The following is a 21702-nucleotide window of genomic DNA, read 5'->3' as shown; positions in this document are numbered from 1 at the left end:
CGACCGTGGCGAGCCTCCTCCTCCGGGTGCGCACGAAGATGTCCCTGTTCGCGCACCGTCGCACCCTCGACCTGCTCGAGGGCGGGTGGGCGTCCGTCCACCACGGACGCAGCCACGACTTCGACGACCTGCGCGCGTACGTGCCGGGCGACGAGGTGAAGGACATCGACTGGAAGGCCACCGCCCGCCACGGCGAGCCCCTGGTCAAGCGCTACGTCGCGAGCAGGAGGCGGTCGGTCGTCCTCGTCGTCGACACCGGTCGCAACATGGCCGCGACGGCCGCCAGCGGCGAGACCAAGAAGGACATCGCGATCATGGCCGCGGGCGCCCTCGGCTACGTCGCCTCCCGTCACGGCGACGTCGTCTCGCTCGTGGCCGGCGACGAGGGCGGCACCGTCGCCCTGCCGGCCGGCTCGACCGAGGCGCACCTCGAGCGCCTCCTCCGCGCGGTCGACCGCCGGGTCTCCCTCGACTCGCCGCGCAGCGACCTGCGGGGCGTCCTCGACTGGGTGGCCCGCGGGGTGCGCCGACGGTCGATCCTCGTGGTCGTCACCGACGACGTGGTCGTCGACGCCGAGCTCGTCCGCCTGCTGCGTCGGCTCCGCGCCCAGCACGAGGTCGTGTGGGTGACGGTCGGCGACGCCGACCTCATGACGCGCTCCGGCCACGCGAGAGAGGTCTACGACGTGCAAGAGGTGACGGCCCTCCCGGCGTACCTGCGCGAGAACGCGGCGCTGAGGCGCGCGTTCGACGACGCCTCGGAGCGACGCGCCGACGACGCGGGCCGCCAGCTGCAGGCGCTCGGCATCAGCAGCGAGCGGCTGTCGAGCCAGGCCGGCGTCGTGGCCGGCCTGTTCACCCTGATGGAGAAGCACCGCCGTGCTTGACGACACCGGCTTCTTCGGGCCGTACCAGTACCAGCTCTGGGTGCTCTGGCTCGCCCTCGGCCTCCTGCTCCTCGCCCTCGTCGTGGCCTGGGTCGTCTTCGTGCTGCGCTTCTCCGCCCGGCGCCTGCCGCCGTCGGCGCGCCGTGCGGCGGCGGCCGCCGCGGTCGACCTGCCGTCGGTGCGGCTCCGCTACCTCGGCCTCATCGACGAGGTCCAGGCCGAGTCCGACGCCGGCCGGCTCGGCGAGCGGGCGGTCCACAGCCGGCTGAGCCTCCTGCTCCGCTTCTTCGTGCACGAGACGGCCGGGGCGGACACCCACGTGATGACGCTGGCCGACCTGCGCGAGGCCGACCTGCCCCGGGTGGCCGACGCCGTCGAGCAGTGGTACCCGCCGGCCTTCGCGGCGCAGCACCCGGGCGACCCCCGACGTGCCGTCGACACCGCTCGAGAGGTCGTGCGCTCGTGGTCCTGATCTGGTGGTGGGCCCTCCTGGCCGCCCTCGTCGTCGCCGGCCTGGGGGCGTGGCTGTGGATCGTCCTGCGGCGGCGCGAGCGGGCCCGTCTGCGACGGGCGGGCACGCCGGTCGCCCACAGCGAGCGGCTCACCGAGCTGCCGGTCTACCGCCGCCTCGTGGCCCGGTACCGCACCGCGCTCGTGGGCACGCTCGTGCTGGTGGTGGCCCTCACGGGGCTCGGTGCGCTGCTCGTCGCCCGCCCGGGCTCGGTGCAGGTCGTCGAGCCGCCCTCGTACAAGCGCGACATCGTGCTCTGCCTCGACGTGTCGGGCTCGATGACCGAGGTCGACTCGCAGATCGTGGCCCGGTTCGCCGAGCTCGCGTCCGGGCTCGACGGCGAGCGGATCGGGCTGACGCTGTTCGACAGCTCGTCCGTGCAGGCGTTCCCGCTCACCGACGACTACGACTTCGTGGCCGACCAGCTGAGCTCGTACCGGGACTCGTTCGACAGCGCCGGCGAGGACGGCACGCGCTACTGGACGGGCACCGACCTCGGGCAGGGCGCCTCCCTGATCGGCGACGGCCTCGCGTCCTGCGTCCTCAGCTTCGACGGGGGCAGCGAGAGCACGCGGCCGAAGTCGATCGTGCTCGCGACCGACAACTACGTCAACGGCGCGGCCCTGCTGACGCTCGACGACGCCGGCCAGCTGGCGGTCGACCGCGGGGTCCGGGTGTACGCCCTCAACCCCGCCGACTACTCGGCCGACGCGGTCGCCGACGAGGTCGCGGGCGAGCTGCGCACCGTCGCCGAGTCGACGGGCGGCGCCTACTACGCGCTCGACGGCGCGACGACCGTGACCGAGATCGTGCAGAGCATCGACGAACAGGAGGCGGGGCTCTTCACCGGCACCCGTCGCCTCGTCGTCACGGACGCCCCCCAGGTCGCCGTCGTCCTCGCCCTGCTCGCGGCCGCCGCGTCGCTCGTCCTGCTCTGGCGGGTGCGGCTGTGACGCCCGCCGCCGTCGCGCTGCCCGCGGCGATCGTGACGCAGCCCGTGCTGCCGTGGTGGCTGCTCGGCGTCGTCGGGGTCGCGCTGCTCGCCTTCACCGCGTGGCGGGTCGTCGCCGAGCGGGGCGACCGCCGCCTCCTGCGCAGCTGGGTCCGCCGCCTCGTCGTCGTCGCGCTGCTGCTCGTGGTGGCCGTGCGGCCCGGCGTGCCGGGCGGCAGCGCCCAGGCCTCGGTCGCGGCGCTGAACGTCTTCTTCGTCGTCGACACGACGTCGAGCATCGCCGCAGAGGACTGGGACGGCGACCGGCCCCGGCTCGAGGGCGTGCGCGCCGACGTCGACGCGATCGCCGGCGAGCTCGCCGGCGCCCGGTTCTCGCTCATCTCGTTCGACAGCACGGCCGTGCTGCGCACCCCGCTGACCGACGACGCCGCCGCCGTGGTGACGGCGGCCGCGGTGATGAACCAGGAGATCACCTACTACTCGGGCGGCAGCAGCATCACCGAGGCGTCCGACCTGCTCGCCGAGCGCCTGCAGGAGGCGCGCGACGCGGATCCCGAGAGGGCCAACGTCGTCTACTACCTCGGCGACGGGGAGCAGACGTCGGACGAGCCCGTCGGCTCCTTCGCCGCGGCCGCCGGCGACGTCGACGGAGGCGCCGTGCTCGGCTACGGCACGTCCGCCGGCGGGCGCATGAAGGTCTTCGACGGCTACGGCGACGCCTACAGCAGCACCGAGTACATCAAGGACCGCACGCAGCCGGGGGAGCCCGACGCGCTGTCGGTCATCGACGAGGACGCGCTGCGCACCGTCGCCGCCGAGCTCGGCGTCGACTACCTGCACCGCGACGCCGACACCGGGGTCGAGGCCGTGGTCGCCGACGCGCGGGACGGCGCGGTGGCGTCCGACGAGGGGCGGGCCGAGGCCGTCGTCGACCTCTACTGGATCGCGGCCGTGCCGTTGTTCCTGCTCGCGCTGCTCGAGGTCGGCCTCGTCGCCCGGGCCCTCGCCGACATCCGGGTGCGGCCCCGGCGTGACGACGGGCCCGGGGCCCGTCGCGGCCCGGCCGGCGCGGCCGCCCCGCCGTCAGGAAGGACGCCCTCGTGACCGACACCCTGGTGCCGCCGCCCGTCGACGAGGCCGACCGCGCGCCCGCGGCCGAGCCGAGCCTCGAGCAGTACCGCCGCCGTCTGCGTCGCCGGCTGTTCCTCTGGTCCGCGCCGGTGGTGCTCGTCGTACTGCTCGTGGCGCTCAAGCTGCTGAGCCTGCCGCTGTTCGCGGCGCTGACCCAGCACGCGTACGACGACCGCGCGTTCGAGCGTGCCGCGTCGCTGAGCGAGCCGCTCGGCGTCGCGAACCTGGTCGAGCCGTGGGTGCACCACTTCGACCGCGGCACCGCGTACGCGCGGGTCGGCGTGCTCGACGTGGCCCGCGCCGAGTTCCTCACGGCGCTCGACCTGGTCCCCGAGGGCGACGAGACGATCTCGTGCGTCGTCCGCACCGACCTCGTGCTGGTCATCGAGGCCCAGGGCGACGCGGCCCTGCTCGAGCTGAGGTACGCCGACGCCGAGCAGCTCTACGAGCTCGGACGGACGACGGTCGACGAGGCGCCGGAGGGCTGCTTCCAGCCACCCGACGACCCGCAGCAGCCCGACACGTCGCAGCCCCTCGACGACGCCCGCGAGCGACTCGACGAGAAGGAGCAGCAGGCCCAGGGCGGCGACCAGGGCGATCCCTCGGGCGGCGACGGCTCGGAGCCCGGGCAGGGCGGCGGCGAGGACGAGGGCGAGGGCGGGGCCGGCGGCCAGGACCCCCTCGACCAGCTCCGCCAGCAGGGCGACGACAGCCAGCAGGAGCGCCAGCAGGACACCGACCGCGAGCGCTACTACGAGCAGGCCCCGGGGGAGTACGACGGCCGGCCCTGGTGAGGCCCGGCCCCGGGGTCCGCGGGCGCGCCCCTATGCTGGGCGGGTGTCCACGCGCCTCTCCCAGCTCTTCGTCCGCACCCTCCGTGAAGATCCCTCCGACGCGGAGGTGACCAGCCACCGCCTCCTCGTCCGGGCCGGCTACATCCGGCGCCAGGCGCCGGGCGTCTTCGCCTGGCTGCCCCTCGGCCTCCGGGTCAAGGCCAAGATCGAGGCCGTCATCCGCGACGAGATGACCGCCGCGGGTGCCCAGGAGGTTCACTTCCCGGCCCTGCTGCCGCGCGAGCCCTACGAGGCCACGGGCCGCTGGACCGAGTACGGCGAGGGCATGTTCCGCCTGAAGGACCGCAAGGACGCCGACTACCTGCTCGCGCCCACGCACGAGGAGGCCTTCACCCTGCTGGTGAAGGACCTGTACTCGTCGTACAAGGACCTGCCCCTCACGCTGTTCCAGATCCAGGACAAGTACCGCGACGAGGCGCGGCCCCGTGCGGGCCTGCTGCGCGGCCGCGAGTTCACGATGAAGGACGCCTACTCGTTCGACGCGAACGACGCCGGCCTGGAGGCCAGCTACCAGCTGCAGCGCGACGCCTACGAGCGCATCTTCACGCGCCTCGGCCTCGAGTACGTCATCGTCCAGGCCGACGCCGGGGCCATGGGCGGCTCGCGCTCCGAGGAGTTCCTGCACCCGACCGAGGTCGGCGAGGACACCTTCGTCCGCACGGCTGGCGGCTACGCCGCCAACGTCGAGGCCTTCACCACGGTCGTCCCGGAGCCGATCCCGCTCGAGGGCCTGGCCGAGGCGGTCGCGCTCGAGCCGGCTGACACTCCCACGATCGCCACCCTCGTCGACCAGGTGAACGAGTCGCACCCGCGCGCCGACGGCCGTCCGTGGACCGCCGCCGACACCCTCAAGAACGTCGTCGTCGCCCTGACCCACCTCGACGGCACCCGCGAGGTCGTCGTCGTCGGCCTGCCGGGCGACCGCGACGTCGACATGAAGCGCCTCGAGGTGGCGTTCGCCCCGGCCGAGGTCGAGGCCGCGGGGGACGCCGACTTCGCCCGCCACCCCGTGCTCGTCAAGGGCTACATCGGCCCGCAGGTGCTCGGCTCGGAGTCCGACTCGGGCATCCGGTACGTCGTCGACCCGCGCGTCGTCGAGGGGTCGGCCTGGGTCACCGGGGCCAACGCGCCGCGGCACCACGTGTCCGGCCTCGTCTCCGGTCGCGACTTCGTGGCGGACGCCGTCATCGAGGCCGCCCAGGTCCGCGAGGGCGACCCTGCCCCCGACGGCTCCGGCCCGATCGAGACCGCCCGCGGCATGGAGATCGGCCACGTGTTCCAGCTCGGCCGCAAGTACGCCGAGGCCCTCGGCCTCAAGGTGCTCGACGAGAACGGCAAGCAGGTCACGGTCACGATGGGCTCGTACGGCATCGGCGTGACGCGCATCCTCGCCGTCATCGCCGAGGCGAACAACGACGAGAAGGGCCTCGTCTGGCCCGAGAACGTCGCGCCCTTCGACGTGCACGTCGTCGCCACGGGCAAGGACCCGGTCGTCTTCGAGGTGGCCGAGGCGCTCACCGCCGAGCTCGAGGCGCACCGCCTCGACGTGCTCTACGACGACCGCCCGAAGGTCTCCCCGGGGGTCAAGTTCGGCGACGCCGAGCTGCTCGGCGTGCCGCAGATCGTCGTCGTCGGCCGCTCCGCGGGCGAGGGCGTCGTCGAGCTCTGGGACCGCCGCACGGGCGAGCGCACCCCCGTCCCGGTGGCCGAGGCCGTCGCGGCCCTGTCGGCACCGCGCGCCTCCTGACGGCGCCGACCCGCGCCTCCTCGAGCCCGTCGGGGCGCAGGAGGCGCGGGTCGCGTCCGGTGCTCCGCCCCCGTCGCACTCGGGTACCGTAGGGGGATGCTGTGCGCGCCACCGTGCGCGCAGCCTGAAGATCTGAACAGTGGAGGCCCTCAGTGGACATCGACCTGAGTGTGCTGCGGCTCATGGAGCGCGAGCGCGAGATCCCCTTCGACGAACTCGTCCGCATCATCGAGCAGGCCATCCTCACGGCCTACCTCAAGCACACGAACCAGCCCGAGAGCAGGGTCCCGGCGGCCCGCGTCGAGCTCGACCGCAAGACCGGCCACGTCTCCGTGTTCGCCATCGAGCGCGACGACGAGGGCGAGGTCGTCGGCGAGTCCGTCGACAGCCCCAGCGACTTCGGCCGCATCGCCGCGTTCGCCGCGAAGCAGGTGATCAACCAGCGCCTCCGCGACATCGGCGACGACAAGGTGCTCGGCCAGTTCAAGGGGCGCGAGGGCGACATCGTCGCCGGCGTCATCCAGCAGGGGCCGAACCCGCGCATGGTGCACGTCGACCTCGGCACCGTCGAGGCGATCCTTCCCCCCGAAGAGCAGGTGCCCGGCGAGAAGTACGCCCACGGCACGCGCATCCGCGTGTACGTGACCGGCGTCAGCAAGGGCACGAAGGGGCCGCAGATCACGGTCTCGCGCACCCACCCGTCGCTCGTCCGCAAGCTCTTCGCCCTCGAGGTGCCCGAGATCGCCAGCGGCGTCGTCGAGATCGTCTCGCTGGCCCGCGAGGCCGGTCACCGCACGAAGATCGCCGTGCGCGCCACCGAGCCGGGCGTGAACGCCAAGGGCGCCTGCATCGGCGAGATGGGCGCGCGCGTCCGTGCCGTGCAGACCGAGCTGGGCGACGAGAAGATCGACATCGTCGACTACTCGAGCGACCTGCCCGTGTTCGTCGCGAGCGCGCTGTCGCCCGCGAAGGTGTCGTCGTCGTTCGTCATCGACCAGGCGACGAAGGCCGTCCGCGCCCTCGTGCCCGACTACCAGCTCTCGCTCGCCATCGGCAAGGAGGGCCAGAACGCCCGCCTCGCCGCGAAGCTGACGGGCGCGCGGATCGACATCCAGCCGGACTCGATCCTCGAGGACTGAGCCTGGATGTCGATCCGCGCGCCGGGTCGACGACGCGCCAGCGTCGGCGGCCCGGTCTCAGGGATGACCCATCCAGCCCGATTCGATCCTCGAGGACTGATCCGACCCTCGAGGCACGAGCCTGGATGTCGATCCACGCGCCCGCGACCCGAGGGGGTAGAGTGGTACCCGTAAGAACGTGCATCGGTACTCGAGCGCGCGCTCCGCGGTCCTCACTCGTGAGGGTCGTCGCCCGTGACGGACGCCTGGTGGTCGACGAGACCGCCACGCTCCCCGGGCGGGGTGCGTGGTTGACGCCTTCGATGGACGCGTTCGAGTCGGCAGTGAAACGCAGGGCCTTCCGCCGTGCGCTCCGCCTCGACTCCGAGCCCGACCCCGAGCAGCTCCGCGACCACCTGACGCGGTTGCTGTCCGATGCGCACGAACCCCGAGTCCCACCACGACCACTGGCCACGACAGAACAGGCTGACAGGCACATGGACAACTAATGAGCGGCTCGAAATGAGACCCGTCCAGAACTGACGGCTCCCTCCTGACCGGGAAGGGGCCCGAGACAGGAGAACTGTGGCTAAACCACGCGTACACGAGATCGCCAGCGAGCTGGGGATCGACAGCAAGACCGCACTAGAGAAGCTCAAGGAGATGGGCGAGTTCGTCAAGGGACCGTCCTCCAGCGTCGAGCCCCCCGTGGCCCGCAAGCTGCGCCAGGCGTTCGCCGGCGCCGCGGCGGCCCCCAAGGCAGGCGCGGCTCCCGCCGCCGCCCCGAAGGCGTCGGCTCCCGCCGCCTCCTCCGCACCGAAGCCCGGCGGGCCCCGTCCTGCGGCGCCCAAGCCTCCCGTCGCCGAGCAGCCCGCTGCTCCCGTCGAGGCGCCGGCCGCCGCTGACGACACGGAGGCGGCACCCGCCCCCGTCGCGCCGCTCACCGTGGCCGAGCGCCAGGCCAAGGCCGAGGCGGAGCGCGCCGCGGCCGCGGCCGCCAAGGAGTCGGGCACGACGCCCGCCAAGGCCGACGCTCCCGCCGAGGCCGGCGCGTCCGCGCCGAAGCCCGGCGGTCCTCGTCCCGGTGCCCCGCGCCCCGGCAACAACCCCTTCGCCAGCAACCAGGGCATGGGCCGCCCGAGCGCGCCCCGTCCCGGCGGCTCCGGCGCCGCGACCAGCATGCCCCGCCCCGGCGGAGCAGCCGGGCCGCGCCCGATGGCTCCGCGTCCCGGTGCTCCCCGTCCGGGCGCTCCGCGTCCCGGCGTCGGCGCCGGTCCGCGCCCCAACGGCTTCGGCCAGCGCCCGGCCGGTGCCGGCGGTCGTCCCGGCGGTGCCGGCGGCGGCTTCCAGCGTCCCGGCGGCGGTGCTCCCGGCGCGGCCGGCGGCTTCCGTCCCGGCTTCGGCGCTCCCCGCCCCGCGGGCGGCGGCGGTGGCCGCGGTCGTGGACCCGGCGGCGGCACGGCCGGCGCGTTCGGTCGCGGCGGCGGCAAGAGCAAGGCACGCAAGTCGAAGCGGACCAAGAGGGCCGAGTTCGAGATGCGCTCCGCCCCGTCGCTGGGCGGCGTCAGCGTCCCCCGCGGCGACGGCAGCACGATCGTCCGTCTGCGTCGTGGCGCGTCCATCAGCGACTTCGCCGACAAGATCGACGCCAGCCCCGGCAACCTGGTGACCGTCCTCTTCCACCTGGGAGAGATGGCGACCGCCACGGAGTCGCTCGACGACGCCACGTTCCAGGTGCTCGGCGAAGAGCTCGGCTACCGCATCCTCGTCGTCTCTCCCGAGGACGAGGACAAGGAGCTGCTCGAGGGCTTCGACATCGACCTCGAGCAGGAGCTCGAGGACGAGGACGAGGACGTGCTGCAGGTCCGTCCGCCCGTCGTCACGGTCATGGGCCACGTCGACCACGGAAAGACCCGCCTGCTCGACGCGATCCGCAACGCCAACGTCGTCGCCGGCGAGGCGGGCGGCATCACGCAGCACATCGGTGCCTACCAGGTCTGGGCGCCCCACGAGGGCGTCGAGCGCGCCATCACCTTCATCGACACCCCGGGCCACGAGGCGTTCACCGCCATGCGTGCCCGCGGTGCGCAGGTCACCGACATCGCGATCCTCGTGGTCGCGGCGGACGACGGCATCATGCCGCAGACGGTCGAGGCGCTGAACCACGCCCAGGCGGCCAACGTGCCGATCGTCGTCGCGGTCAACAAGATCGACAAGGAGGGCGCGAACCCGGCCAAGGTGCGTCAGCAGCTGACCGAGTACGGCCTCGTCGCTGAGGAGTACGGCGGAGACGTCATGTTCGTCGACGTGTCCGCACGCGACAACAAGAACATCGACGCGCTGCTCGAGGCCGTCCTCCTCACGGCCGACGCCGGTCTCGACCTGCGGGCGAACCCGGACAAGGACGCTCGTGGAGTCGCCATCGAGGCGCGCCTCGACAAGGGCCGCGGCGCCGTCGCGACCGTGCTCATCCAGTCGGGCACCCTGCGGGTGGGCGACGCGATCGTGGCGGGAACGGCCTACGGCCGTGTCCGCGCGATGATGGACGAGAACGGCGACACCGTCGACGAGGCCTTCCCGAGCCGCCCCGTGCTCGTGCAGGGGCTCTCGAGCGTGCCCCGTGCCGGCGACACCTTCCTCGTCACCGAGGAGGACCGCACGGCCCGTCAGATCGCCGAGAAGCGCGAGGCCGTCGAGCGCAACGCGTCGCTGGCCAAGGCCCGCAAGCGCATCTCGCTCGAGGACTTCACCCGTGCTCTCGAAGAGGGCAAGGTCGAGGCGCTCAACATCATCATCAAGGGCGACGTGTCGGGTGCCGTCGAGGCGCTCGAGGAGTCGCTGCTCAAGATCGAGGTGGACGACAGCGTGCAGCTGCGCATCATCCACCGCGGCGTGGGCGCCGTCACCGAGAGCGACGTCAACCTGGCGACCGTCGACAACGCGGTCATCATCGGGTTCAACGTCCGACCGGACACGAAGGCGCGCGAGCGTGCTGCACGAGAAGGCGTCGACGTGCGCTTCTACTCGGTCATCTACGCCGCCCTCGAGGACATCGAGAACTCGCTCACGGGCATGCTCAAGCCCGAGTTCGAGGAGAAGCAGTCCGGTGTCGCCGAGATCCGCGAGATCTTCCGCTCGTCGAAGGTCGGCAACATCGCCGGTGTCATCGTGCGGTCGGGAACGATCACGCGGAACGCCCGGGCCCGGGTCATCCGCGAAGGCGTGGTGGTCGGCGACAACCTCGCCATCGACTCGCTGCGTCGCTTCAAGGACGACGTCACCGAGGTGCGCACGGACTTCGAGGCCGGCATCGGCCTCGGCAAGTTCAACGACATCCAGATCGGCGACGAGATCGAGACCATCGAGATGGTCGAGAAGCCGCGGGGCTGACGCCCGGCGACGCATCGTCAGGGGCCCCGCCACGACCACGGTCGAGGCGGGGCCCCACCCCTCTCGCCTCCGGGCCCCCAGACTGAAGGAGCACCCCATGGTCGACGCACAGCGCGCCCGCAAGATGGCAGACCGCATCCACGAGATCGTCGCGCGACGACTCGAGCGCGGCATCAAGGATCCCCGCCTCGGGTTCGTCACCATCACCGACGTGAAGGTCACGGGCGACCTGCAGCACGCGTCCGTCTTCTACACCGTGTACGGCACCGACGAGGAGCGACGCGACACCGGCGCCGCCCTCAAGTCGGCGACCGGCATGCTGCGCAGCGAGGTGGGCAAGAACATCACGGCCCGCCTCACCCCGAGCCTCGAGTTCATCCTCGACGCGCTGCCCGAGAACGCGGCGTCCATCGACCGCCTCCTGCAGGAGGCGCGTCAGCGCGACCAGGACAGCCAGTCCATCGCCGCCACGGCGGAGTACGCCGGGGACGCCGACCCCTACGTCAAGCCGCGCGACGAGGACGACTTCGACGACGAGGTCGACGACCTCGACGACGAGCCGACGGTCGACGAGGCCGACGTGGAGTCGGGCGCCGTCGACGAGGGCCCGGCGCAGGGCGACGGACCGACTCGCTGACCTAGCTCGGCAGCGACCAGCCCTCGTCGGCCGATCCCGTGACCAGCCCGTCGCGGAGGAGGCCGGCGAGGGCTCTCTCGCGCTGGTCGGCGTCCGGCCAGAGGGCGGCGACCTCGTCGCTCGAGACCGGCACGTCGCTCGCGCGCAGCTCGGCCATCACGAGCCCGCGCACCTGGCGGTCCGAGCCGGCGAAGGCCGCCTGGCGACGCACGGGAGGGCCGTCGTGCTCGGGCCTCCCCGCCAGCACCCACGCGCACCGGTCGACGAGGGGGCACTCGTCGCACCGCGGCGACCGAGCCGTGCACACGAGGGCCCCGAGCTCCATGACGGCCGCGCTGGCGACGCGCGCGCCCGGCAGGTCCGTCGGCAGCTGCGACTCCATCAGCGGCAGGTCGCGCCGGGCGCTCGGCGCCCACGGCTCGGCGAGGCCCTCGACGGCGCGGGCGAGCACCCGGCGCACGTTGGTGTCGACGACCGGGTGCCGGTGGCCGTAGGCGAAGACCGCGACGGCCCGCGCCGTGTAGTCGCCGACGCCGGGCAGGGCGAGCAGCTCGGGGACGGTCTCCGGGACGACGCCGCCGTGCCGCTCCGTGATCACGACGGCGGCGGCGTGCAGGGCGAGGGCCCGGCGCGGGTACCCGAGACGGTCCCACGCGCGGACCGCCTCCGACGCCGGGGAGGCGGCCAGGTCGGCCGGCGTCGGCCAGCGCTCGAGCCACTGCTCCAGCCGGGGCACGACGCGCACCACGGGCGTCTGCTGCAGCATGACCTCGCTGACGAGCGTGCCCCACGCCGTGAAGCCGGGCCGGCGCCAGGGCAGGTCGCGCCCGTGCTCGCGGAACCACGACGAGACGGCGGGGGCGATGGTCACCGGACGATCCTACGGGCGCCGACGACCGCCTCCCGTCGGCCGTCCGGACGGCACGCAGACGCCTGCGCCGCGCCCGGCCCGCTGTCGGCGGCCCGGCCTATCGTGAGCGCATGACGACTCGTTGGGCCCCCGCCAAGAAAGACACCCTGCGCGCTCTCGCGACCGAGATCCTGCACAACTACGCGAAGGGGCGGGCGTTCGTCGCCGTCGACGGCCTCGCCGACGCCGGGCAGGCGGCCCTCGCCGACGACCTCGCCGCCGCCCTCGTCGAGGCGGGGCACCCGGCGTTCCGGGCCTCGGTCGGCGACTTCCTCCTGCCCAGGGCCGACGCAGGCGCCGGGGCGGCCTCGGGGCCCGCCCCCGTCGACGGGTCCCTGCTGCGCCGTGCGCTCGTCGAGCCGTTCCGGCTCGGCGGCAGCACCGCGTGGGTGCCCGCGGCGTTCGACAGCGAGCGCCAGCGCGAGGTCGAGCCGCGCTGGGTCACCGGCCCCGACGACGCCCTGCTCGTCGTCGACGGCGAGGCCCTCGGCCGGCCCGAGCTCGCCGGCCTCTGGAACTACACGGTCTGGGTGACCGCGGGCGGGGCCCGTGGCGGCCTCAGGGCCGGCGCGACCGCCGTCGTCGACGTCACCGACGCCGAGCACCCGCGGCGCGTCTTCGACGACGCGTGCTGAGCCTCGTCCCCGACACGGTGCGGTAGCGTCGTCGCGTGAACAGCGGCATCCTCCTCGTCGACAAGCCGCAGGGCATCACCAGCCACGACGTCGTCGCCCGGGTGCGACGGGCCGCGGGCACGCGCAAGGTCGGCCACGCCGGCACGCTCGACCCGCTGGCCACCGGGCTGCTCGTGCTCGGGCTGAACTCGTCGACCCGTCTGCTGACGTTCCTCGTCGGCCTCGACAAGACCTACGAGGCCACCGTCCGGCTGGGCGTCTCGACCGCCTCCGACGACTCCGACGGCGCGGTGACGGCGACCGCCGACGCCTCCGGCGTCACGGACGCCGCGATCGACGCCGGGGTCGCCGCGCTCACCGGCCCGATCAGCCAGGTGCCGACCACGGTCAGCGCCATCAAGGTCGACGGGCGCCGGGCCTACGACCTGGCCCGCGAGGGCGTCGAGGTCGAGCTGGCGGCCCGCGACGTCGTCGTCTCCGAGTTCGTCGTGCTCGACCGGCGAGACGCCGTCGTCGACGGCGTGACGGTGCGCGACCTCGACGTGCGCGTCAGCTGCACGTCGGGCACCTACGTGCGGGCGCTCGCCCGCGACCTCGGCGCGGCCCTCGGCGTCGGCGGCCACCTCACGGCGCTGCGGCGCACCCGGGTGGGCTCGTTCGACGTCGCCGACGCGGCGGTGCTCGAGGGCGTCGAGGTGGGCCCGGCCCTGCTCGCCCCCACGACCGTCGCCTCCTCGCTGTTCCCCGTCTGGTCGATGACGGCCGACGAGACGACCGACCTCGGCCACGGCAAGCGGCCCGCCGTCGAGCTGGCCGACACCGACGGCCCGGTGGCCGCGGTCACCCCGGCGGGCGACCTCGCCGGGCTCGTCTCGGTCCGCGGCGGCCGGGCGAAGCCGATCGTCAACTTCCCGACGGACGAGGTGCGCGCGTGATCGAGTGGTTCACCTGGGCGCAGGTCGTCGTCGCCTGCGTCGCCGGGCTCGTCTGCCTCGTGGCCGGGTTCTCGGGCAAGCTGCCCAACGACATCACGGTGGGCGCCGTGGCCCTGGTGCTGCTGCTCCTGCTCGTGCAGCTCGTCGTCGCGATCGTCGCGCCCTTCACGGGCAACCCGCCGACCGGCAACGTGGTCGAGTTCTACATCTACCTCGTGTCGGCGATCCTGCTGCCGCCGCTGGCCGTCGTGTGGGCCCTCGTCGACCGCACCCGCTGGAGCAACCTGGTGCTCGCGGCGGCGGTCTTCGCCGTCGCGGTCATGGTCTACCGCATGCTGCAGATCTGGACCGTCCAGGTCGCGTGACCACCGCCTCCTCGGCGCTGGCGGCGGCGCACAGCCACGCGCCATATCCTTGTCGGTGATGGTCACTCAGAAGTCTTCTCGCGCGGTCGGCGTCGGCCGGGTCCTGATCGCGGTGTACGCCGTGCTCGCCCTGGCGGCGACCGGTCGGTCCGTGTTCCAGATCCTCGAGCAGTTCGACGAGGCGCCGCTCGCCTACACGCTGAGCGCGCTGGCGGCGGTCGTCTACATCGTGGCCACCGCCTCGCTGATCACCCGCGGCCGCACCTCGTACGCCGTCGCCTGGGCCACCATCTCGTTCGAGCTCGCCGGCGTGCTGATCGTCGGCCTCGTGACCGTGCTCGACCCCGAGCTGTTCCCCGACGACACCGTGTGGTCGTGGTTCGGGCGCGGCTACGGCTTCGTCCCGCTCGTCCTGCCCGTGCTCGGCATCGTGTGGCTCCTGCGCACGCGGCCGGCGGTCGCGCGCGAGGCCGGCTCCGCCGACCGGGTCGAGTAGGCGTCGTGGAGTTCTGGGACGCCCTCGCCGACGTGCCCGCCGACGTGGGCCCGAGCGCGGTGACGATCGGCAAGTTCGACGGCGTGCACGTCGGCCACCGTGCCGTGATCGGCCTGCTCGAGGAGGTCGCGGCCGAGCGCGGCCTCACCCCCACCGTCGTCACGTTCGACCGCCACCCGCTCGCCGTGCTGCGGCCCGGCTCCGTGCCTCCCTCGCTGGTGAGCAACCGCCAGAAGCGCGAGCTGCTCGAGGCGGCCGGGGTGGCCGCGACGCTCATGCTCACCTTCGACGACGAGCTGCGCAGCCTGTCGCCGACCGACTTCGTCGACCGCATCCTGGTGGGCGCCCTGCACGCCCGGGTCGTCTTCGTCGGCGACGACTTCCGCTTCGGCGTGCGGGGGAGCGGCACGGTCGACACGCTCCGCGAGCTCGGCGCCGAGCGCGGCCTCGAGGTGGTGTCGATCGACGACGTGCGCCTCGGGGGCGGACGCCGCGCCTCCTCGACCTGGATCCGTGAGCTGCTCGAGGCCGGCGACGTACGCCGGGCGGGCGAGCTGCTCGGCCGGGAGCCGGCCGTGCGCGGCATCGTCGTGCACGGCGAGCAACGGGGGCGCGAGCTCGGGTTCCCGACCGCCAACCTCGCCCGCGACAGCGAGGGGCACGTGCCGGCCGACGGCGTCTACGCCGCCCGCGTGCTCGTCGGCGACCGGGTGTTCCCGGCCGCCGTCTCGGTGGGCCACAACCCGACCTTCGAGGGCGTGCCCGCGAAGCAGGTCGAGGCGCACCTGCTCGACGTGACGATGGACCTCTACGGCCAGGAGATCACGGTGATGTTCGTCGACTGGGTGCGCGGCAACGTGGCGTTCGAGGGCATCGACGCGCTGGTCGAGCACATCCGCGCCGACGTGGTCCGCACGCGCGAGGTGCTCGGCCTGGCGTGAGCCCGGCGGCGTACGGTCGACGGCATGGCTCCTGAGAACGACCCGACGACCCCGACGTCCGAGACGACGCGGGACACCGACCAGGCCGTGACCCGCCGCCGCGTGCTCGTCACCGGCGCCACCGGCTACATCGGCGGACGCCTCACCCCGCGCCTCGTCGAGGCGGGGGCGGACGTGCGGGTGCTCGTGCGCTCGCCCGAGAAGCTCGTCGACGTGCCTTGGGCGGGCGACGTCGAGGTCGTCCAGGGCGACCTGACCGACCGCGACTCGGTCCGCCGTGCGGTCGAGGGCGTGGACGTGGCCTACTACCTCGCGCACGCGATGGGCAGCAAGGGCGACTTCGAGCGGGCCGAGGCCGACGCCGCCCACGTCTTCGCGGACGCGGCCCGCGAGGCCGGCGTAGAGCGCATCGTCTACCTGGGCGGCCTGCACCCCGACGGCGAGCTCTCGAAGCACCTCCGCAGCCGGCGGGACGTCGGCGACGTGCTGCTGGCGAGCGGCGTGCCCACGGTGGCTCTGCAGGCGGGCGTCGTCATCGGGTCCGGGTCGGCCTCGTTCGAGATGATCCGCCACCTCACCGACGTCCTGCCCTACATGCCCGCGCCCAAGTGGGTGCGCAACCACATCCAGCCCATCGCCGTGCGCGACGTGCTGCACTACCTGATCGGCGCGGCGGACGTGCCCGCCGACGTCAACCGCACCTTCGACATCGGCGGCCCGGACGTGCTCCGCTACGGCCAGATGATGAACGGCTACGCGCTGGAGGCGGGCCTCGCGCAGCGTCCGATCGCCTCCCTCCCCGTCTTCACGCCCTGGCTCGCCTCGCAGTGGGTCAACCTCGTGACGCCCATCCCGCGCGCCCTGGCCGTGCCCATCATCGCGTCGCTGCAGTACGACTGCGTCGTCAGCGAGCACGACATCGACGAGGTCGTGCCGCCGCCCGCCGAGGGGCTGCTGCGGTACCGCGCGGCCGTGCGACTCGCCCTGCAGCGCGAGAAGGACGGCGAGGTCGAGACGAGCTGGCAGGACTCCGCCGTCGCCGGCGCCCCCAGCGACCTGCTGCCGAGCGACCCCGACTGGTCGGGCCACACCGTCTACACCGACGACCGGGAGACCGACTCGAGCGCCTCGCCGGAGGCCCTCTGGCGCGTCGTCGAGGGCATCGGGGGCGAGAACGGCTGGTACTCGTTCCCGCTCGCGTGGGCGGCCCGAGGCTGGATGGACCGGCTCGTCGGGGGAGTGGGCCTGCGTCGCGGCCGTCGCAGCGCCACCTCGCTGCGCGTCGGTGACGCCCTGGACTGGTGGCGGGTCGAGACCCTCGAGCGCGGCCGCCTGCTGCGCCTGCGGGCCGAGATGAAGGCTCCGGGAGGCGCGTGGCTCGAGATGACCGTGACGCCCCGCGAGGGCGGCGGGTCGCACTACCGCCAGCGGGCCGTGTTCTTCCCGCACGGCCTCGGCGGTCGGCTCTACTGGTTCGCGATCCTGCCGTTCCACGGCGTCATCTTCAGCGGGATGCTCCGCCGCATCACGGCCACCGCCGCCCGGTCGTGACGCTCGCCCTGCTGCTCGCCGCGACGCCCGCCCCGCTCTACCCCGCCGAGGCGGGCGCCTCGTCGCCCGTGCCCCTCTGGCTCGGCGTCGCGTTCGGCGTGCTCGTCGTCGTGGCGTCGTTCGTGGTGCTGCTGCCGAGCGTGCGGCACGCGCTCGACCGGATCGCGGCCCGGCGGCCCCGGCGCTTCCGGCGCTGAGCCGCGTCCCGACCGCCCGCAGGAGCGGGGCGGGCCGAGCCGTCTGACCGCCCGCAGGAGCGGGGCGGTACGCTTCCCTGCAGACGACACGCCGGGGGCCGTCCGGCCCCGCGGCACATCGACACCACCCGGAGGTACCCATGGCGCACGGCGAGAAGCTCGTATTCGTCGGAGACAGCACGACGGCAGGCGGCGACTGGGCCGCCTGGTTCCCGGACGACGACGTCGTCGTCCTGGGCCGCGACGGCGACACCACCGCCACCGTGACCGAGCGGCTCGACGAGATCGTGGCCGCGCAGCCCGACTCGGTGGTCCTGCTCGTCGGCAACGAGGACTTCGCGACGCGCCGCTCCGTCGAGCAGGTCGTGCGGGGCGTCGAGTCGCTCATGGTGACCATGCGCCGCGAGCTCCCGGGCACGCGGCTCCTGCTGCAGTCGATCCTGCCCCGCACGGCCGACCAGGCCCCGCGCATCCAGGACGCCAACCGGCACCTGCGCCAGTTCTCGTCGACGGTCCGGGCGCAGTGGCTCGACCTGTGGCCGGCCCTCGCCGACGACGCGGGCGAGGCGATGCGGCCCGAGTTCACCACCGACGGCGTGCACCTCAGCGACGAGGGGTACAAGGCCTGGGCGGCAGAGCTCGGACCGGGCCTCGAGCGCCTGCGCGGCGAGCCCCCCATGAGCCGTCCGCTCACGGTGCTGCACGTGCCCTACGACATCGACTGAGGCACGGCGACCGGGCGGGCGACGACGCCCAGGGGAGCGCGCTCGTCCGCCGCTAGGCTCTCCCGGGGCCGCGACCGTGGCCCTCCGCGACGACGAGAGGCGGCTCCCGTGCCCACGCCCCAGGCTCCCGAGTTCCTCCGACCGGCCCTCGCGCCCGGTCTCCTGGGGGCGGTCGTGCTCAGCGTGGGCGCGTTCCTGCTCGACTCCGGCGGCTTCACCGTGGTGCGCTACGCCGTCTCGATCCTCGCGTTGATCGTGCTCGTGTTCGCGTGGCGCGGTCGCACGTGGTGGGCGCTGCCCCTGCTCGCGGCCGTGGCCGTGCTCTGGAACCCGGTCGTCGTCGTGCCCCTGGACGGGCAGCCCTGGGCGGCGATGCAGTTCGCCGCGGCCGTCGTCTTCGTCGTGGCAGGGGTGCGCATCAAGGTGCCGAACGCCGAGGCCGGACGCGGCTCGGGCGGCCGTGTGCCCGCGGGCGGCCGCCGCCGCTGACCCGGGCGGCACGCGGTCCCTCCTCGGGACCGCTAAATTGGACGCGACGTGCACGGAGCCTGCGAGAGGCGAGCACAGGGAGCAGAGCCTGAATGGTCACCGAGATCACCGGAACGACGGAGAGTCCCCTCCTGACCCCCCGTCCGCGAGCCGGTGGTCTGGACCGCGACGACGTCGTGGTCCGCAAGGGCCAGTTCACCCTCCTCAACGGCCACCTCACCCCGCAGCAGTCGATGATCGAGGACCTGTTGTTCATCCGCCGGGTGCTCGACGAGGCCGAGGTGCCGTTCCTCCTCGTCCGGGGCAACGACGTCCGTCCCGTCATCGCCGTCGACACCGTGCACCGCGCGGCCTTCACCCAGGCGATGGCCGCGGCGTCGGCCGCCGAGCCGTTCTACGCCAAGCCGCCCAAGGGCCAGGCCGTGCTCGTCTCCGAGGGCGGCCTCGAGGCGGACGACGAGCGCGTCTTCCGTCTCTTCCGGCCCCGCGTCGAGCCGATCGGCCGCCTGCGGTACGGGGCCGGCACGGCGGTCCAGGTCGAGTTCTGGATCCTCACCGACGACCAGGTGCTCGTGCCGGTCGAGAACGCCCTGATGCGCACCGACCTGCCTCGGTCCGAGGCCGTCGAGGAGACCGTGGAGCGCTTCGGCATGCAGTGGCCCACGTTGGCCCACATGTTCGACGACCACGCCACCGACATCACCTTCGACGTCGACATCGTCTTCTCGTGGGTCGACGGCAACTCCGTCGAGTACCAGCGCGCGAGGGCCGCCCGGGCGGCGAACCACGTCGTCGGCGAGGGCGACGACGCCCCGGCGCGCTTCCGGCAGATCGACGAGCTCAAGTACGCCCTGCGCTCGGTCTACATGTTCGCGCCGTGGGTGCGGAACATCTACATCGCCACCGACTCGCCCGTTCCCGAGTGGCTCGGCGACCACCCGCGGGTGCGCGTCGTGCGCAGCGAGCAGTTCTTCTCCGACCTGTCGTGGCTGCCGACCCACAACTCCCAGGCCGTCGAGTCGCAGCTGCACCACATCGAGGGGCTCAGCGAGCACTTCCTGTACTCGAACGACGACATGTTCTTCGGTCGTCCGGTCGCGCCGTCGATGTTCTTCTCCCCGGGCTCGGTCACGAAGTTCATCGAGGCCGACACGAGGATCGGCCTCGGGCTCAACAACCCCGAGCGCAGCGGCTTCGAGAACGCCGCCCGGGTGAACCGCCGGCTGCTGCAGCAGCGCTTCGGCCGCGTCACGACCCGGCACCTCGAGCACACGGCCGCCCCCCTGCGGCGCAGCGTGATGTTCGAGATGGAGCACGAGTTCGCCGACGAGTTCGCCGCGACCGGCGCCAGCCCGTTCCGGGCCAAGGAGAACATCTCGGTCACGAACTCGCTGTACCACTACTACTCGCTGATGACGGGCCGGGCGATCGTGCAGGAGAACGCGAAGGTGAGCTACATCGACACCACGATGGTGTCGGGCCTCGCCTCGCTGTCGGAGCTGCTCAAGAAGCGGTCGGTCGACTTCTTCTGCCTGAACGACGGCAGCTTCCCCGAGGTCTCCGACGAGGAGCGCACGGACACGGTCACGGACTTCCTCGAGCGCTACTTCCCCTTCGCCGCCCCGTGGGAGCAGGCGGAGATCGACCGGGTCGCGCGCGAGACCGCCGAGCAGGACCGCCGCACGCTGCGGGCAGGCGGCGGCCAGGGCAGCATCGAGTCCTAGCTCCGCTGCTCGCCGCCGGCCGTGAAGCGGGCGGCTGCCTCGTCCGAGAGCCCGGCCTCGACGCGCGCGCGCATCTCGGCGGTCATCTCGGGGAGCGCGTCCCGTGCGAACCACCGGGCCTCGGTGTTCTCGCCGTCGGCGGGGAACGGCTCGCCCGACACCCAGCGCAGCGCGAAGGTGTGGTCGAGGTAGCTCGCCTGGTCGCCGTTGCCGTAGACGACGAGGTCGGTGACCCCGACGACGGCGAGGCGGACGGGCTCGGCGGTGACGTCCGCCTCCTCGAGCACCTCGCGGACCGCGGCGTCGGCCGGGTGCTCGCCGGGGTCGATGATCCCGGTGACCGGCGTCCAGGCGCCCGTGTCCGACCGGCGGACCATGAGCACGTCGTCGCCCTTCGTCACGACCGCGGTGACGCCGGACAACCAGAGCGGGGCGGTGCCGACGGCTCGGCGGAGGGCGAGGACGAACTCGGGGGCGGACACGCAGCCGAGCCTACCCAGGCGCGCGTCCTAGGCTGACCGCGTGCGCGAGGACGACGTGAGACGGGGCCGTGACGTCCGCGGCATGCGCGACATGGCCGCCGAGGCCCTGCTGCTCGGCGCCGGCGGGCGGGCGATCCTCCTCCAGCTCGCATGTCCCGGGGTGGGCCACGGCGTGGCGGAGCACAGCGACTTCGTGCACCGCCCGCTGCAGCGGCTGCACGGCACCATGACGTACCTCTACGCGATCGTCTACGGCAGCCCCGCCGAGGCCCGTGCCGTGCGGGATCTCGTCGACCGGGCGCACGCGCCGGTCCGCAGCGACGCCTCCTCGTCCGTGGCCTACGACGCACGGGACCCGCGTCTGCAGCTCTGGGTGGCCGCCACCCTGTACGACTCGGCGATCGACCTCTACGAGCGCGTCTACGGGGCCGTGGGCGCGCCGGAGGCCGTCTACCGCGACTACGAGCTCGTGGGCACGGCGCTGCAGGTGCCGGCCGGTGCCTGGCCCGCCGACCGGGCGGCGTTCCGCCGGTGGTGGGACGCTCGGCTCGACGAGCTCGTCGTCGACGACGTCACGCGCGACGTGGCGCACCGGCTGCTGCACCCGACGGCCGTCCCGGTCGCGCTGCGCCTCGCCATGCCGCTGGCGCGGCTCGTGACGACGGGACTCCTGCCCGCGCCCCTGCGCACGGCGTTCCGGCTGCCGTGGGGGCCGGTGCGGGCCGCGGCGTTCCGGGCCGTGCTGCTGCTCTGCCGGATCGTGGTGCCCCGGCTGCCGGCCCGGCTGCGGCACGTGCTCCGCGACCACTACCTGAGGCGGCTCCGGGCCTGGCTCGCGCGGGGCTGAGCGCGCCCGTCCCGGCCGGTCCGCCGGGCTGCGCACCCGCCGTCGCGGGCTCGACGGACGGCCCTGCCGTACCCCGACGAGTGTCGTCCGGGGTACGGATCATGGTAGACAAGTCCTGCCCTCCCGCTCTCGGCACCCTGCCGCACCGTGACGTCGTCGTCCGGTCGGGCGCACGCCG

General features: G+C 73.5%; 23 protein-coding genes. 21 read left to right on the top strand and 2 right to left on the bottom strand.

Annotation, left to right across the window (positions count from 1 at the left end; translation table 11 throughout):
• The first annotated feature begins 5 nt into the window (after positions 1-5).
• The 10 genes from FHR78_RS02085 (at position 6) to rbfA (ending at position 11227) form a co-directional block, all read left to right on the top strand.
• A complete protein-coding gene (locus FHR78_RS02085) occupies positions 6-887 on the top strand; it encodes a DUF58 domain-containing protein (RefSeq protein ID WP_166758851.1) in 882 nt (293 codons plus the stop codon).
• Positions 880-1359, top strand: coding sequence for a hypothetical protein (locus FHR78_RS02080; RefSeq protein WP_166758850.1), 480 nt, complete (start codon positions 880-882; stop codon positions 1357-1359). The genes FHR78_RS02085 and FHR78_RS02080 overlap by 8 nt, the downstream gene beginning before the upstream one ends.
• The gene (locus tag FHR78_RS02075; RefSeq protein ID WP_166758849.1) at positions 1350-2351 is read left to right on the top strand and encodes a VWA domain-containing protein; all 1002 of its coding nucleotides are present in this window, start codon (positions 1350-1352) and stop codon (positions 2349-2351) included. Before FHR78_RS02080 ends, FHR78_RS02075 begins: the two co-directional genes overlap by 10 nt.
• A complete protein-coding gene (locus tag FHR78_RS02070) occupies positions 2348-3454 on the top strand; it encodes a vWA domain-containing protein (protein WP_347878008.1) in 1107 nt (368 codons plus the stop codon). The genes FHR78_RS02075 and FHR78_RS02070 overlap by 4 nt, the downstream gene beginning before the upstream one ends.
• Positions 3451-4275, top strand: coding sequence for a hypothetical protein (locus FHR78_RS02065; protein WP_166758848.1), 825 nt, complete (start codon positions 3451-3453; stop codon positions 4273-4275). The genes FHR78_RS02070 and FHR78_RS02065 overlap by 4 nt, the downstream gene beginning before the upstream one ends.
• Before the next feature lie 43 nt (positions 4276-4318).
• On the top strand, positions 4319-6082 hold the full coding sequence (locus FHR78_RS02060) for a proline--tRNA ligase (protein WP_166758847.1): 1764 nt from the start codon (positions 4319-4321) through the stop codon (positions 6080-6082).
• A 152-nt stretch (positions 6083-6234) separates the two neighbouring features.
• Complete coding sequence (gene nusA / locus FHR78_RS02055; protein ID WP_166758846.1) at positions 6235-7221, top strand: transcription termination factor NusA; 987 nt, start codon at positions 6235-6237, stop codon at positions 7219-7221.
• 125 nt (positions 7222-7346) lie between these two features.
• Positions 7347-7709 carry a YlxR family protein gene (locus FHR78_RS02050; RefSeq protein WP_166758845.1) on the top strand — a complete coding sequence of 121 codons (363 nt, stop codon included), beginning with the start codon at positions 7347-7349 and terminating at the stop codon, positions 7707-7709.
• A gap of 76 nt (positions 7710-7785) precedes the next feature.
• Entirely contained in the window at positions 7786-10590 is a 2805-nt protein-coding gene (infB, locus tag FHR78_RS02045; RefSeq protein ID WP_166758844.1) for a translation initiation factor IF-2, read from the top strand.
• Positions 10591-10687: 97 nt separating this feature from the next.
• Positions 10688-11227, top strand: coding sequence for a 30S ribosome-binding factor RbfA (rbfA, locus tag FHR78_RS02040; protein WP_166758843.1), 540 nt, complete (start codon positions 10688-10690; stop codon positions 11225-11227).
• A gap of 1 nt (position 11228) precedes the next feature.
• On the opposite strand, the gene FHR78_RS02035 is transcribed toward rbfA, so the two are convergent.
• The gene (locus FHR78_RS02035; RefSeq protein ID WP_347878007.1) at positions 11229-12098 is read right to left on the bottom strand and encodes an A/G-specific adenine glycosylase; all 870 of its coding nucleotides are present in this window, start codon (positions 12096-12098) and stop codon (positions 11229-11231) included.
• Between the two features lie 110 nt (positions 12099-12208).
• Here FHR78_RS02035 and FHR78_RS02030 point away from each other — a divergent pair, with 110 nt between their 5' ends.
• From FHR78_RS02030 to FHR78_RS01985, 10 genes are all read left to right on the top strand, one after another.
• Positions 12209-12772 (top strand): hypothetical protein, encoded by a 564-nt coding sequence (locus FHR78_RS02030; protein ID WP_166758842.1) that lies wholly within the window; start codon positions 12209-12211, stop codon positions 12770-12772.
• 35 nt (positions 12773-12807) lie between these two features.
• Positions 12808-13707, top strand: coding sequence for a tRNA pseudouridine(55) synthase TruB (gene truB, locus FHR78_RS02025; RefSeq protein WP_166758841.1), 900 nt, complete (start codon positions 12808-12810; stop codon positions 13705-13707).
• Positions 13704-14072 (top strand): hypothetical protein, encoded by a 369-nt coding sequence (locus tag FHR78_RS02020; RefSeq protein WP_166758840.1) that lies wholly within the window; start codon positions 13704-13706, stop codon positions 14070-14072. Before truB ends, FHR78_RS02020 begins: the two co-directional genes overlap by 4 nt.
• A 58-nt stretch (positions 14073-14130) precedes the next feature.
• Positions 14131-14568: a hypothetical protein gene (locus tag FHR78_RS02015; RefSeq protein WP_166758839.1), complete on the top strand. Its 438-nt coding sequence runs from the start codon at positions 14131-14133 to the stop codon at positions 14566-14568.
• A gap of 5 nt (positions 14569-14573) precedes the next feature.
• The gene (locus tag FHR78_RS02010; protein WP_166758838.1) at positions 14574-15509 is read left to right on the top strand and encodes a bifunctional riboflavin kinase/FAD synthetase; all 936 of its coding nucleotides are present in this window, start codon (positions 14574-14576) and stop codon (positions 15507-15509) included.
• Positions 15510-15533: 24 nt separating this feature from the next.
• On the top strand, positions 15534-17060 hold the full coding sequence (locus FHR78_RS02005) for an SDR family oxidoreductase (protein ID WP_166758837.1): 1527 nt from the start codon (positions 15534-15536) through the stop codon (positions 17058-17060).
• On the top strand, positions 17057-17257 hold the full coding sequence (locus FHR78_RS02000; RefSeq protein ID WP_166758836.1) for a hypothetical protein: 201 nt from the start codon (positions 17057-17059) through the stop codon (positions 17255-17257). The genes FHR78_RS02005 and FHR78_RS02000 overlap by 4 nt, the downstream gene beginning before the upstream one ends.
• Before the next feature lie 140 nt (positions 17258-17397).
• Complete coding sequence (locus FHR78_RS01995; protein ID WP_166758835.1) at positions 17398-17982, top strand: GDSL-type esterase/lipase family protein; 585 nt, start codon at positions 17398-17400, stop codon at positions 17980-17982.
• Between the two features lie 108 nt (positions 17983-18090).
• Positions 18091-18471, top strand: a complete 381-nt coding sequence (locus FHR78_RS01990) for a DUF6804 family protein (protein ID WP_166758834.1) — start codon at positions 18091-18093, stop codon at positions 18469-18471.
• A 92-nt stretch (positions 18472-18563) separates the two neighbouring features.
• Complete coding sequence (locus FHR78_RS01985; RefSeq protein ID WP_166758833.1) at positions 18564-20195, top strand: stealth conserved region 3 domain-containing protein; 1632 nt, start codon at positions 18564-18566, stop codon at positions 20193-20195.
• Here the strand turns inward: FHR78_RS01985 and FHR78_RS01980 are convergent.
• A complete protein-coding gene (locus tag FHR78_RS01980; protein ID WP_166758832.1) occupies positions 20192-20677 on the bottom strand; it encodes an NUDIX domain-containing protein in 486 nt (161 codons plus the stop codon). The two genes, FHR78_RS01985 and FHR78_RS01980, sit on opposite strands and share 4 nt — an antisense overlap.
• Positions 20678-20717: 40 nt before the next feature.
• On the opposite strand from FHR78_RS01980, the gene FHR78_RS01975 reads away from it, so the two are divergent.
• On the top strand, positions 20718-21524 hold the full coding sequence (locus tag FHR78_RS01975; protein WP_347878006.1) for an oxygenase MpaB family protein: 807 nt from the start codon (positions 20718-20720) through the stop codon (positions 21522-21524).
• Positions 21525-21702: the final 178 nt, after the last annotated feature.

It is taken from the genome of Frigoribacterium faeni, from assembly GCF_011761235.1.
GTDB lineage: Bacteria > Actinomycetota > Actinomycetes > Actinomycetales > Microbacteriaceae > Frigoribacterium > Frigoribacterium faeni_A.
The sequence above is the reverse complement of the archived record's forward strand: the minus strand, read 5'-3'. Positions and strand labels throughout refer to the sequence as shown.

What these genes read in the sequence shown, in the direction of transcription:
- FHR78_RS02050 (WP_166758845.1), top strand. Translation starts at nt 7,347, where the DNA reads ATGTCGATCCACGCGCCCGCGACCCGAGGGGGTAGAGTGGTACCCGTA.
- rbfA (WP_166758843.1), top strand. Translation starts at nt 10,688, where the DNA reads ATGGTCGACGCACAGCGCGCCCGCAAGATGGCAGACCGCATCCACGAG.
- FHR78_RS02030 (WP_166758842.1), top strand. Translation starts at nt 12,209, where the DNA reads ATGACGACTCGTTGGGCCCCCGCCAAGAAAGACACCCTGCGCGCTCTC.
- FHR78_RS02015 (WP_166758839.1), top strand. Translation starts at nt 14,131, where the DNA reads ATGGTCACTCAGAAGTCTTCTCGCGCGGTCGGCGTCGGCCGGGTCCTG.
- FHR78_RS02005 (WP_166758837.1), top strand. Translation starts at nt 15,534, where the DNA reads ATGGCTCCTGAGAACGACCCGACGACCCCGACGTCCGAGACGACGCGG.
- FHR78_RS01995 (WP_166758835.1), top strand. Translation starts at nt 17,398, where the DNA reads ATGGCGCACGGCGAGAAGCTCGTATTCGTCGGAGACAGCACGACGGCA.
- FHR78_RS01985 (WP_166758833.1), top strand. Translation starts at nt 18,564, where the DNA reads ATGGTCACCGAGATCACCGGAACGACGGAGAGTCCCCTCCTGACCCCC.